General features: G+C 73.1%; 12 protein-coding genes and 1 pseudogene. 12 read left to right on the top strand and 1 reads right to left on the bottom strand.

Annotation, left to right across the window (positions count from 1 at the left end; all coding sequences use genetic code 11):
- Nucleotides 1-172 precede the first annotated feature (172 nt).
- The 6 genes and pseudogenes from AR3_RS30185 (at nt 173) to AR3_RS32540 (ending at nt 2,276) form a co-directional block, all read left to right on the top strand.
- Nucleotides 173-478 (top strand): hypothetical protein, encoded by a 306-nt coding sequence (locus AR3_RS30185; protein WP_146150309.1) that lies wholly within the window; start codon nt 173-175, stop codon nt 476-478.
- A gap of 55 nt (nt 479-533) precedes the next feature.
- The gene (locus AR3_RS30180) at nt 534-1,106 is read left to right on the top strand and encodes a hypothetical protein (protein WP_146150310.1); all 573 of its coding nucleotides are present in this window, start codon (nt 534-536) and stop codon (nt 1,104-1,106) included.
- Nucleotides 1,107-1,314: 208 nt separating this feature from the next.
- A pseudogene (locus AR3_RS32850) lies at nt 1,315-1,539 on the top strand (hypothetical protein); the annotation flags it as partial.
- Between the two features lie 239 nt (nt 1,540-1,778).
- Nucleotides 1,779-1,919 carry a hypothetical protein gene (locus tag AR3_RS30175; RefSeq protein ID WP_157406600.1) on the top strand — a complete coding sequence of 47 codons (141 nt, stop codon included), beginning with the start codon at nt 1,779-1,781 and terminating at the stop codon, nt 1,917-1,919.
- An 80-nt stretch (nt 1,920-1,999) separates the two neighbouring features.
- Nucleotides 2,000-2,206 (top strand): hypothetical protein, encoded by a 207-nt coding sequence (locus tag AR3_RS32845; RefSeq protein WP_390097716.1) that lies wholly within the window; start codon nt 2,000-2,002, stop codon nt 2,204-2,206.
- Nucleotides 2,151-2,276 (top strand): hypothetical protein, encoded by a 126-nt coding sequence (locus AR3_RS32540; RefSeq protein WP_281179221.1) that lies wholly within the window; start codon nt 2,151-2,153, stop codon nt 2,274-2,276. Before AR3_RS32845 ends, AR3_RS32540 begins: the two co-directional genes overlap by 56 nt.
- Nucleotides 2,277-2,345: 69 nt before the next feature.
- Here AR3_RS32540 and AR3_RS01935 read toward each other — a convergent pair whose 3' ends face one another.
- Nucleotides 2,346-6,578 carry an FtsK/SpoIIIE domain-containing protein gene (locus tag AR3_RS01935; RefSeq protein ID WP_227023222.1) on the bottom strand — a complete coding sequence of 1,411 codons (4,233 nt, stop codon included), beginning with the start codon at nt 6,576-6,578 and terminating at the stop codon, nt 2,346-2,348.
- On the opposite strand from AR3_RS01935, the gene AR3_RS31950 reads away from it, so the two are divergent.
- From AR3_RS31950 to AR3_RS01910, 6 genes are all read left to right on the top strand, one after another.
- A complete protein-coding gene (locus AR3_RS31950; RefSeq protein WP_227023223.1) occupies nt 6,577-7,104 on the top strand; it encodes a hypothetical protein in 528 nt (175 codons plus the stop codon). The two genes, AR3_RS01935 and AR3_RS31950, sit on opposite strands and share 2 nt — an antisense overlap.
- A gap of 266 nt (nt 7,105-7,370) precedes the next feature.
- Nucleotides 7,371-8,318: a hypothetical protein gene (locus AR3_RS01930; protein WP_083950843.1), complete on the top strand. Its 948-nt coding sequence runs from the start codon at nt 7,371-7,373 to the stop codon at nt 8,316-8,318.
- A 2-nt stretch (nt 8,319-8,320) separates the two neighbouring features.
- Complete coding sequence (locus AR3_RS01925; RefSeq protein ID WP_083950842.1) at nt 8,321-9,268, top strand: hypothetical protein; 948 nt, start codon at nt 8,321-8,323, stop codon at nt 9,266-9,268.
- Nucleotides 9,269-10,570, top strand: a complete 1,302-nt coding sequence (locus AR3_RS01920; RefSeq protein ID WP_067907346.1) for a TadA family conjugal transfer-associated ATPase — start codon at nt 9,269-9,271, stop codon at nt 10,568-10,570. It abuts the gene before it with no gap.
- Nucleotides 10,571-10,603: 33 nt separating this feature from the next.
- The gene (locus AR3_RS01915; protein ID WP_067907343.1) at nt 10,604-11,581 is read left to right on the top strand and encodes a type II secretion system F family protein; all 978 of its coding nucleotides are present in this window, start codon (nt 10,604-10,606) and stop codon (nt 11,579-11,581) included.
- Complete coding sequence (locus AR3_RS01910; protein ID WP_067907340.1) at nt 11,578-12,507, top strand: type II secretion system F family protein; 930 nt, start codon at nt 11,578-11,580, stop codon at nt 12,505-12,507. The genes AR3_RS01915 and AR3_RS01910 overlap by 4 nt, the downstream gene beginning before the upstream one ends.
- Nucleotides 12,508-12,518 lie beyond the last annotated feature (11 nt).

Raw genomic sequence — 12,518 nt, 5'->3', positions numbered from 1 at the left:
GCCGGTAGACCTGCGGCCGGTCATTGATGTCGGCCCCTACCTGTGTGATCTGGTTCCGGAGGGAGAGTTTCGCCGGGTCACGGGCTTGTCTCTTCGACTGTCCCCTAGGTGGAGTGGGAATCTAACCACGACTGGCCTATGTCTCGCTTATGCCCAGGGGCGAGACGCGCCGTTGGGTATCCACTGGCGCTACGGTGACGGCGAGGAGGTCATTCGTCGTCTGGAGAAATCCTATGCGGATAACGGCATCCATGCGCTGCCTGAGGGGCTCGGGAAAGGGTTTGCCAGTCCTGCTGCGGGCTACCCGAATCCCAACTATGTGATCAGCTTGTTCAAGTGCGGTGACAAGCGACCGTGGCTGAGCATTGATTTCGCGCCTGTGGTGCGGGGGCGGGATGCTGTGCAGGATATGTTCGCGTTCATGAGGATCGCGCAGAAGCGATTCGGTGAGCTGCACAAGTGCACGCCGCGGCCATGAGTGCCGTGGAAGTGGTACAGGTGTGTCGGTCAAATGTCGAGTGGTTAAAGAAGGCGTGTCCAAACCGGTCAGTTCAGCATTGATTGCCGGCGTCTTTCTAACGCTTGCGGTCAACGCTTGCGATGGCGGTAGAAACACTGCTCAGTCGACCGTCTCTGCAGATTTGGCTCCGGTTCGTGATCGTGTCCCCTACCTGTGTGATCTCGTTCCAGAGGTGGAGTTCCGTCGCGTGACCGGGCTGACCATGCAGTTGAGTGCTCAGTGGAATGGTCCACAGAAGGACTCGGGGCTGTGCGTGGCTCATGCCAAGGGGCGGCAGCCGCCGCTGGGGATCCAGTGGGATTTCGATGACGGTGAGAAAGTTCTCAGAGAGAACCGGCCTTCTTTTCCTGATAGTGCGCACACCTTGCCTGCGGATCTGGGAACGGGATTCGCAAGACCTGACAGCATCAAGGTCAGACCCAACTATGTGATCAGTTTGTTCCGGTGTGGTGACAAGCAGCCGTGGTTGAGCATTGACTTCGCGCCCGTGGTGCGGGGGCGGGATCCTGTGCAGGATATGTTCGCGTTCATGCGGATCGCGCAGAATCGATTCGGTGAGCTGCACAAGTGCACCCCGCGGCCCTGATGGCCGCAGTGCACCTGGGCGTCCAGTGGGCCTCAATGATACGCAACAGCGGATCAGCGGCTTGGTGGGGAGATGGCCGGTGACGCTAGTGCTGATCTGTCCATGACTCTCTGCAAGGTGCCTTCTCCTGGGCTCGTCAGGTGAATCGTCGGGCTGTTGCAGTACTGAAGGAAGCGTTCGCTGACCCCGCAGCGCCGACGTTCTGCACGTGTGTGAGCGGGGAACCGTTCGGCTTCTCTTCCAGGAGCGAGGGGGCGACTCTGGGCCAAATTCGAGCGGACGGACCCTGCTGGTCTATGCCCGCCTGCGGTATGAGCCCGACAGGTCAGGCCCAACGACTTGGCAGCTTAGGACACCTCGACGACGGACCGGACCCAGGCGCACCGTTGTACAAATCGTCACCGATGACATGCCGTTCCTGGTCGACTCGGTCGCCGCTCCACAGATCCGCTGCGCAGTTGCGCAGTGGTTTGAACTGAGGAAACGTTCCCCCGGCCATTTTTTGCCTGGTCAGCTTTGCGGCTCTCCTCGCTACGCTTCCGAGGTAGGTCCTGCTCGCATCGGCGCGGGCCCTACTCCTCCTCTCCGATCGGACCATGCGTGCGATCGCCGGATGGTCCGGCAGGGCGACGGCCAGGCCCGAACTGGCCGGAGGAGAGGAGGCACCCAGCAATGGGTGTGCCCGGCAGGAGACGGGACGACGGATCAGGCTGGTACTGGCGCATCCGCATCGGTCTTGAGCTGGTCAAGACCGGCCTGTGGGTCGTCTTCCACTGGCTGCGGTCCGGCGGACCGTTCGGTCCCCTTCACTAGGGGAGCGAGGGCCCCCATCCGGGGACTTTGGCCAGGTCCGAGGGGATGGGGGCCCTTTTAGGGCTGTGCCCGCCTGCGGTATGAGCCCGAAAGGTCAGGCCCAACGACTTGGCAGCTTAGGACACCTCGACGACGGACCGGACTCCAGGCGCACCGTTGTACAGATCATCACCGATGGCATGCCGTTCCTGGTCGACTCGGCCGCCGCCCAGGAGTCTCGCCTGCTCGTCTGTGCAGGTGCTCGACGTAGAGGGGGCCAGGGCGATGCATGCAGGCATCGTCAGTGAACAACGGTTCTTCACCTTCCTCGGTCACGACCGCATGTGCGGCGACGTGTTCGGCAACGGCGCCGGATGAGAAATCGCCCTACGTCGTCCAGCGCATTTCGATGTGACGGCGGCCCGGAGGCCGTGTGGGTGGGGTGCGTCAGGGGTTGTTGGGGGTTGGGGGGAGGGCCACCTGGATCTGGGTGGTGAGGCCTGTGGCGACGAACAGGCCGCGGCCTGTGGGGCCGGCGGTCGGGGCGTTGCGGGGCAGGCGCAGGCCGAACAGGTCGCCGTCGTCCGGGGAGCTGATGGACAGCAGGACGCCGGAGCGGGAGCGGCGCGTGTCGGAGAGGAAGCCGCGGTAGCCGCGACCCAGGTCCTCGGTGGTGCCGCCGATGACGACGGCGTGCTCGCCGTCGCGGGCCGTGCGCAGGACGCCGCACAGCGCGTCGTCCAGGTCGGTCTCGTCCAGCAGCTCGGCGTCGTCCACCACGACGACGTAGCGGTGCTCGTCGCCGATCGTGTCGGTGAGGTCGTCCGGGTCGGCGTCGCCGGTCAGGACGCCGAGGACGCCCGGATGGCCCGACAGCTCCCGCAGAGGGGAGCGGCGCGGCGTGATGAGCACCACCGGCGTCAACCCGCCGCCCACCGACGGGTCCAGGAGCGAGTGGACGATCGTAAGGAGCGTCGTGGACCGGCCGGAGCGGGGCGGCCCCGCCACGACGAAACCGGGCCCCTCGTTCAGCAGGTCGATGCCGACGGGCGACAGCGTGTCGCCGCCCACGCCCACCAGGGCCCACAGGGGCGAGGGCGCGAGGAATTCCGGGTCGAGCGCCATCGCCTCGCGGTACGTGACGCGGACGGGCAGTTCGTCCACGTGAAGGGGGCGTTGCTTGCGGGGCAGGCGGCCATAGCGAGTGACGCATGCGCGTGCGATCTCCTGCAGGGCCGCCACCTGCGCGGTGCCGGACGGGTCGTCGGCGAGCAGGCCGATCTGCGACTCACGCACCGGCAGCCCCGGGCCGACCACCTCCAGGGCGCGGCCGGGCGGCATGGCGGCGGGGATCTGCTTCTCCTGCAGGCCCGCGTACCCGTAGTCGTTGGGGTCGGCCATGCGCAGCACGAGACGCCGGTCGAAGACGGTCGAGATCTGGCCGGACAGGCCGGAGCGGTCGCCGGTGAACACCGCCCGCAGCCCGACCGACGCGCCCTCGCGCAGCAGCCGCACCAGCGCGTCCAGCAGGCGGCCGTAGTCGTAGTTCTCGAACGCCGCGGTGAACCCCTCCCAGCGGTCCAGCAGGAGGAGCATCCAGGGCAGGCGGTCGGTGGCGGCCACGGCGGCGCGCTGCTCGGACAGGGACGCGAAGCCCGCCTCGGCCAGAAGCTGCTGGCGGCGGGACACCTCGGCGGACAGCGCGGCGATGAGCCGTTCGACCCGGTCGAGCTGGTCGCGGCTCACCACGGCCCCGCAGTGCGGCAGCGCGACCAGCGGCAGTAGGGCGTTGGAGCCGCAGTCGATCGCGTACAGGTGCACGTCGTACGGGGAGCACGCCCCCGCCAGGGAGCCCGCGATAGTGCGCAGCGCGGTCGAACGGCCCGACTGGGCTGAGCCCGCGATGTACAGGTGGCCGCCGGAGGTCAGGTCCAGGGTGAGCGGCTCGCGCGACTGGGTGGCGGGCAGGTCGGTGATGCCGAACGGGACGGGCGGCACCTCCACCACCGAGCCGCCGGCGGCCGTGCGCGGGGTGAGCTTCACCTTCTCGGGCAATGGGGTGAGCCATGGGGACGGCTGCTTGTCGATCCCGGCGCGGCGGGCGGCCTCGTCCACCGCCTGCACCAGGACCGCCAGGTCGGTGACGGCGGGTGCGTCGTCCGCGGCTTCGCGGGGCGACGGCAGCGGGCGGCCGAGGCTCTGCCAGGGGAGCGGCAGGACGGAGGGGGAGCCGGGGCCCGCCGACCCCCCGGGGCGGCGGCCCCCGACCCGGGCGGTCTGCACCGGGTACAGCTCGGACGCGCCGGAGCGCACGTAGCAGCGCCCCGGGGTCGACTTGGCGATGTCGGCGGCGTCGGGCGCGTCCAGCACGTCGGTGGATTCGTCGGGGTCGGTGACGCGCAGGGCGATGCGCAGGTTGGTGTTGGCGCGGATGTCGGCCGTGACGACCCCGGCGGGACGCTGCGTGGCCAGGATCAGGTGCACGCCCAGGGAGCGGCCCCGACGGCCGATGTCCACCAGGCCCGCGATGAAGTCGGGCAGTTCCGCCACCATCGCGGCGAACTCGTCGATGACGAGGACGAGGCGGGGGAGCCCGGTGCCGCCCGCGTCGTGGTAGTCGTCGATGTCCTTGGCCCCGGCGCGCAGCAGGATCTCCTCGCGGCGGCGCAGCTCGGCCGACAGCGATTCGAGCGCGCGTTCGGTGGCGTGCCCGTCCAGGTCGGTGACCATGCCGACGGTGTGGGGCAGGCGGGCGCAGTCCTTGAACGCGGCTCCGCCCTTGTAGTCGATGAGCACGAACGTCATCTCGTCCGGGCGGTTGGCCACGGCGAGGGACGCGATGAGCGTCTGCAGGAGCTCGGACTTGCCCGCCCCCGTGGTTCCGGCGATCAGGCCGTGGGGGCCGTCGGTACGCAGGTCGATCTCGAACGGACCGTCCGGGCCGACGCCGATGGGCACGCGCGTGGTGCGTCCGCCGGTGCGCCGCCAGGCGTCCAGCACGTGCTCGGCGGACGGGTCGGGCATGTCGAGCAGGTCGAGCAGGCGGGCCGAGGCGGGGAGGGCGTCTTCGGCGTCCTCCCGCGACACGTCCCGCACGGGGGCGAGCGCGCGGGCCACGCGGTCCGCCCACGAGGGCGACACCTGGTCGGCCAGGACGGGGCCGATCGCGTCCAGCCCTTGACCGCGCAGCCGCAGGGTGTGCGGGCCGTCCCACGCCGCCACGGCGGTGCACTCTTCGGGGAGCAGCCGCTCCTCGTCGTCCACGCAGATCGCGTAGAGGCCGTACTCGGGGCCGCGGGACAGCAGCATCGGCATGCCGGGGACGCGGCGCAGCGCCCGCGCCCCGTCCAGCACGAGCAGGATGTTGTACGGGATCGCGTCGGCGGGCGGCTTGTCCTGCCCGAAGAACCCGGACGCCGCCTGCGCCGCGCGGCGGCGCTCGGTGACGCGGATCGCCAGCTCGGTGACGCGGTGCGCCGCCGACTCGGGGTCGGCGCCGACCAGCGCCACGCACTCCTCGCCTTCGCGCGGCGCGCAGTGCGGCAGCCAGCGCACCCAGTTCCAGTTCTCGGCGGCGCGCCCGTCCTCGTCGGCGCACAGCACGACGATCGCCAGGTCGCGGGGGCTGTGCAGGGCGGCGGCCTGCGCGACCAGCCAGCGGGCCAGGCCGCGGGAGGCCGCCCGCGGCCCGGTCACGCCGAGCACGCCGAGGTCGGGCAGCGGCAGCGCCACCGGCACCAGCCGCGCGGCCGGGACGGCGACGCCGTCCGTTTCGCCGACCAGCTCGATGCGGGCGGGCAGGTCGGCCAGGCCGACGCGCAGGTGCAGCGTGTCGGGGTCGGCGGCGCGCCGTTCCCACAGGCGGCGGCGCGGGCCGGTCGCGGTCAGCAGCACCTCGGCCGGGTCGGGGTGCGCGGCGCGGCGCTCGTCCTGGTCGGCGCGGCGCAGCCGGTCCAGCTCGCCGTCGAACGCGGCGGCCTTGCGCTGGTACTCGCGCAGCGCCTTCTTGTACGACTTGCGGCCGTGCAGCCGGTCGCCGACCCACTCCCCGACCGTCATCACCGGCCACGCCAGCGCGAACAGCGCCCACCACCACTGCTTCAGCGCGACCGCCATCACCAGCCCGAACGCCGAGAACAGCAGCGCCCCGAACAGCCGCAGCCGCTCGCGCGGGTTGCGTTCGGGAGGCTTGGGCACTTCCAGCCGCCGGGGCCGCTGCGCCGGGTGCAGGCGGGGCGGGCGGTTGAACGCCAGCCCTCCGTCGGGCAGCCGCTCCAGGTGGGTGTCGGGCGCGGCGACCGGGGCGAGCGTCAGGACGCTGGCGCCGACCGCGAGCATGGCGCCCGGCTCCCACACCGCGGGCGCGTCGAGCGCCGCGCCGTCCAGCACGGCCTGGGCGGACGCCTCCACGCGGACGGTCTGGCGTTCGACGGTGAGGCGCAGCGCGACGGGCGGCACCGCGGGGTCGTCGACGCGGACGTCCACGTCGTCGCCGGAGCCCAGGGTCGACACGCCCAGCCCGAGCCGGTGCACCGAGCCCGCGGCGGGCCCGCCCACCACGCGGACCTCGACCGTGCCGGTCGGCTCGGCCAGCACGGTCGCCGCGGCCGTGCGCTGCTCGACGGCGACGACGGCGCCGTCCCGCAGCTCCCGGACCGCCCGCGCCGCGGGGTCGAGCATGCGGCCGTCCAGCCACAGCGTGGTCGGCGTCCCCGCGGACCCGCGCTCCGGCGTCGATGGCGAGCCGGACGCGGACATGCCGGCCGCCGCCGAACGGGCGGCTTTCGAAAAACGCGGCACCATGGGAATCGGCCGCTCATTCGCCGCCGAATTTCCGTCAAGGGCTGCGGAAAGGGACCGGGCGACGCTGTCGACCGTCGCGTCGGAATCGACGCTGACGATCACGTCGCGGGCGCCCCGGCCGGTCAACGCCGTGAACGAGATCCGCATTCAGAGCCCCTCCATCGTGCTCCGCCGCCGGTGGGCGCGCGGTCGGCGTACCGGGCGTCCGCGTCCGCGGCGGGACGGGCGCGCCCTCGGGCTGCGCGGCGCCCCGGCCCCCGGGGCGGTCGTCGAACGGCGCCGGCGCACGGGTCAGCTTAATTACCGGCCCGTGCCCGCGGTCGGCTGCCGCGCGGGTGTCGTCCGGTTCAAGGATGCGCCATTCCGTCCGGCCCGACCTGCGGTTCCCGAACGCAGTAAGTGATCTCTGTGACTTTTGGTAAGTGTGCAAGTGGCCGGTGAATCCGCTGGTCATGATGGTGTGCGCGGTCACGGTGCGGCTTCACCTCCGAGAATCCATTGACGCGGCCTCGCCCGTCCCGCAAGCATGGATCGCTCGGTGCATGTCGAATACCGGGCGTCGCCGGAGCGAATGCCGCGTCTCGCGGCGCGGGGCGGGCACGCGAACGCGGGCGGGACTGCCGGGAGTGGGGCGCCCGCCGGGGCGGGAAGGAGCACGGGGCGAGTGCGATGAAGAGCAACCAGTCGGCCGTCGCGAGCGGGACGTCCGCCGCCGGCGCCGGCGCGGCGGCCGGTCTCGGCCGGTCCGGGCTGGGCGCGTCCGGCGGGCAGCGGCTTCCCTCCGCGCCGCGCGAGCGCAAGCCCGCGCTCGCCGCCCTGGCCGTGCTCCTGATCCTCGGCGGCGCGTTGACCAGCGCGTACCTGGTGATGGCCAGCGGGCAGCGGGTGTCGGCCATCCGGATCGCCCAGCCGGTGGCGGCCGGGCAGCGCATCCCGCTCACCGCGCTGGAGGAGGTGCAGATCGGCGACACCGGCGTGTCGTACATCGCGTGGTCGGAGCGCATGCGGGTGACGCAGGCGTACGCGGCGGTGCCGCTGGTCAAGGGCGCGCTGCTCACCAACGCCATGGTCAGCCGGGGCAACGACGCCGCCCGGGGCCGCGTGGTCGTGGGGCTGGCGCTCAAACCCGGCCAGTTCCCGGCGCAGGGCCTGGAGGCGGGCAAGCACGTGGTGCTGTACGCGGTCGGCAGCGCCAACGGCGGCGGGCCGCGCGCGGGCACGGTGCTGTCCGCCGACGCGGTCGTCCTCAGCGTGGGCGGCGGCGCCGGCCGGCTGCGCGACGACCAGACGACGGTGGACGTGGCGGTCGCGCCGAGCGACGCCCCGCAGGTCGCCCAGGCCGCGTCGGCGGGCGCGGTCGCCGTGGGCCTCGTCCCCGAGGGGACGCGGGTCGGCGCGGCGTCCCCGGCGCCCGAGAAGACCAAGGACTCCGCGCCGGGTGCGGGCGGCACCGGCCAGAACGGCACCCAGAACGGCGTGCAGAACGGCGGGCAGGACGGCGGGCAGGCACCGGACGGCGGCCAGCCGACCGGCGCGACGCAGGGCCCGGGCACGACTCCGAACCTGGGCGGCCGGCCCGCCGGTCAGCAGGGGTCGTCCACCGCGGGCGGGAACTGACCGTGGCACTCATCGCGCTCGCCGCCGACAAGGGGGCGCCGGGGGTCACCACCTCCGCCGTCGCCCTCGGCGCGGTCTGGCCCCGGCCGGTGCTCGTCGCCGAATGCGACCAGGCCGGCGGCGACCTGGTGTACCGGCTGCCCGCCGCCGACGACGGCCGGAACGGCGGCAAGGGCGGCACCGGCATGCTCAACCCGTCGCGCGGGCTGCTCAGCCTGGCCGCCACCGCCCGCCGCGGCCTGCGCCCCGAGCAGATCGCCGAGCACTGCCAGCGGCTGGTCGGCGGCCTGGACGTGCTCGTCGGCATCACCAACGCCGAGCAGGCCCAGGGCATGACCTGGCTGTGGGGGCCGCTGGCCCGCGCGTTCGCCGGCCTCGCCCCGGTCGACGTGCTGGCCGACTGCGGACGGCTCGGCGCGGGCACGCCGCTGCTCGACCTGATCCGCGCGTCCGACATGCTCGTGCTGTTCACCCGCGCCACCCTCGAACAGGTCGCCCATCTGCGCGAACGCATCGCGGCGCTGGCGGGCGAGCTGCGCGGCGGCCCGCCCGTCGGCGTGGTCGTGCTGGCCGACCCGCGCGACTTCCGCGCCTCCATCGCCGAGGTCGACCGGATCGTCGCCAACGCCCACCAGCGGCTGCGCGCCGACGCCGCCGCGTCCGGCGGACCGCAGCCTCCGCCGGTGTCGGTGATCGGCGGCCTGGCCCTGGACCCCAAGGGCGCGGAACTGCTGGCCGGCCACTGGGGCGGCCGGCTGGACCGGACCCTGCTGATCCGTTCGGCCCGCGAGGTCGCCGGGACGCTGGTCGCGCGCCTGGCCGCGTCGGCCCCGGACGCCGCCGTCCCGCACGCCCGAGGTCCCGAAGGCGCCGCGCACCCCGCCCCGCCCGGCGGCGGTGGCGGCCCGGCGGCCCCGTCGGACCCGCAACTGCAGGAGGGGAGGCTCTAGGTGGACCACGCACTGGTCAAACGTCTGCGCCAAGAGGTCGGCGACAGGCTCGCCCAGCAGCGCCGGCTCGACGCCGCCGCCGGACTGCCTCCCATGTCCGGGGAGGACGAACGGCAGTTCGCCCGGGCGCTCATCGGGCAGGTGCTCGAGGAGTACGCGCGCGGCGAGATCGCCGCGGGGCGCCGTCCGCCCAACGCCGAAGAGGAGGAGGCGCTGGCGGCGGGCGTGCACGCGGCGCTGTTCGGCGTCGGCCGCCTGCAGCCGCTGCTGGAGGACCCCGAGATCGAGAACATCGACATCAACGGCTGCGACCGGGTGTTCATCGGGTACGCCGACGGCCGCGAGGTGATGGGCGAGCCGGTGGCCGACTCCGACGAGGAGCTCATCGAGCTGATCCAGGTCCTCGCCGCCTACAGCGGCCTGTCGTCGCGTCCGTTCGACACCGCCAACCCGCAGCTGGACCTGCGGCTGCCGGACGGCTCGCGGCTGTCGGCGGTGATGGACGTCACGGTGCGGCCCGCGCTGTCGATCCGGCGCGCCCGCCTCCACAAGGTGTTCCTGTCCGACCTCGTCGGCAACGGCACCATGACCGAGGAGCTGGCCCGGTTCTTCTCCGCCGCGGTGGCCGCCCGCAAGAACATCATGATCGCCGGGGCGACCAACGCCGGGAAGACCACGCTGCTGCGCGCCCTGGCCAACGAGATCCCGCCGCACGAACGGCTCATCACGGTCGAGCGCGCGCTGGAGCTGGGCCTGGACGCCTTCCCCGACCTGCACCCCAACGTCGTGGCGTTCGAGCAGCGGCTGCCGAACTCCGAGGGGCAGGGCGCGATCTCCATGGCCGAGCTGGTGCGCCGGTCGCTGCGCATGAACCCCTCGCGCGTCATCGTCGGCGAGGTCCTCGGCGACGAGATCGTCACCATGCTCAACGCGATGACGCAGGGCAACGACGGGTCGCTGTCGACCATCCACGCCAACTCGTCGATGGAGGTCTTCAACCGCATCGCCACGTACGCCATCCAGGCGGAGGAGCGGCTGCCGGTGGAGGCCACCCACATGCTCATCGCGGGCGCGATCGACTTCGTGGTGTTCATCGAGAAGCGCAACGACTACGCGAGCGGCGGGCGGCTGCGCCGCTTCGTGTCCAGCGTCCGGGAGGTCACCGGCTGCGACGGGCGGGTGCTGTCGTCGGAGGTGTTCGCCATGGGCCCCGACGGGCACGCCGTCCCGTCCGCCCCGATCGCCTGCGCCGAGGACCTGGCCCGGCACGGCTACGACACCTCCCTCGGAGGCCCGTGGTGACCCGGGCCGCCGCCCGCCGGGGAGGTGGGTGAGGTGTACTCGGCGGACGTGCTGCTCGCCGTCGTCGCGGGCGCGGCGGTCGGCGGCGGCGTCCTGCTGCTGGTCGCGGCGATCCGCGGGATGCCCGTGCGGCCGGCGCCGGCGCGGGGGAGGCGGCGCGAGGAGCTGGTCCGCACGCTGACCACGCGCGGCGCCCTCGCGGCCGTGGCGGGCGCGCTGGTGCTCATCGTGACGCGCTGGCCGATCGGCGCGCTCGGCACCGCCGTGCTCGTCCTCGCCTGGAACGGGCTGGCGGGCGGCGCGGCGGAGGAGCGGCGCGCCATGGCGCGGCTGGAGGCGCTGGCCGCCTGGACCGAGTCGCTGCGCGACACGATCGCCGGGGCGGTCGGCCTGGAGCAGGCCATCCCGGCCTCCCTGCGGGCGGCGTCCCCGGTGCTGCGGCGTCCGCTGGAGACGCTGGTGGACCGGCTGCACACCCGCGTCCCCATGCCCGAGGCGCTGCGCCGCTTCGCCGACGACCTGGACGACCCGTCCGCCGACCTGGTCGTCGCCGCGCTGATCCTCAACGCGCGGCTGCGCGGCCCCGGACTGCGCGACATGCTCACCGCGCTGGCCGCCTCCGCCCGCGCCGAGCTCGACATGCGCCGCCGCGTCGAGGCCGACCGGCGCGCCACCCGGCGCAGCGTCCGTATCGTCGTCGGCGTCTCCGTCGGCACGGCGCTCGGCCTGGCGATCTTCAACCACGACTACGTGCGGCCCTACGACGACTTCCTCGGGCAGCTGGTGCTGACCCTGGTGATCGCCCTGTACGCGGCGGGCTTCCTGTGGCTGCGGCGGCTGGCCCGGCACGAGATGCCCGCCCGGTTCCTCACCAGGGCGCGGACGGCGCAGCCCGGCGTGCCCGGCGAGGTGCCGACCACCGTGGCGTCCTGGCAGGCGGGCGGCTCCTCGACCGAGACGGCGCTGCGCGGACGGCACGCGATGGACGCGGGCGGAGGTGGTGCGGCATGACGGGCGACGGCATGACCGGCGCGCTGCTGGCCGGGGCGGTCGTCGGCGCCGGTCTGTACCTGCTGGTGCGGGCGCTGTTCCCGCCGCGTCCCGGGCTGGCGGCGCGGCTGGCCGCCTTCGACGCCGCCCGCCGCCGCGACGAGGAGAACGCCGCGCGGCGCATGGCGCCCACGCTGGAGAAGGTCGGCGGGCTGCGCGCCCGCATCGGCCGGGAGCTGGTGAAGCTGTGCGAGGCGCGCGGGTGGCGGATGCATTCGGTGCGCGCCGACCTGGCCATCACCGGCCGGTCGCTGGAGGCGTTCCTGGCCACCAAGTTCCTGCTGCCCGCCACGGCGCTGCTGTTCACCCCGGTGGTCGCCGCCTACTTCGCGCTGCTCGGCGCCGGGGTGTCGTTCCAGGTGCCGCTGTGGATCTGCGTGCTGTTCGCGGCGCTGTTCTTCTTCTTCCCCGACATGCAGCTCAAGGAGGAGGCGCGGGCGCGGCGCCAGGACTTCCGGCACGTCGTCGGCGCGTTCCTCGACCTGGTGGCGATGAACCTGGCGGGCGGACGCGGCGTGCCCGAGGCGCTGATGGCCGCGTCCGACGTCGGCGACGGCTGGGCGATGCTGCGCATCCGCGACGCGGTGGCGGGCGCGCGCATCACCGGGCAGACCCCGTGGCAGGCGCTCGGCCGCCTCGGCGACGAGCTGGACATCGACGAGCTGCGCGACCTGTCGGGCGCGCTGGCGCTGGTCGCCGACGACGGGGCGCAGGTCCGCAAGTCGCTGACGGCGCGGGCCGCGTCCATGCGCAGCCGGGAGCTGTCGGAGCTGGAGGGCAAGGCGGGCGAGCGGTCCCAGTCGATGCTCGTCGCCCAGCTCCTGCTGTGCGCCGCGTTCCTGATCTTCCTGGCCTACCCGGCGGTGATGCGGGTGATGGCCGCCTAGATGTTCTGTCC

Source organism: Actinomadura rubrobrunea NBRC 15275, assembly GCF_001552235.1.
Classification (GTDB): Bacteria; Actinomycetota; Actinomycetes; order Streptosporangiales; family Streptosporangiaceae; genus Spirillospora; species Spirillospora viridilutea.
Note: the sequence above shows the minus strand (reverse complement) of the source record. Positions and strands in the feature narration are given on the sequence as shown.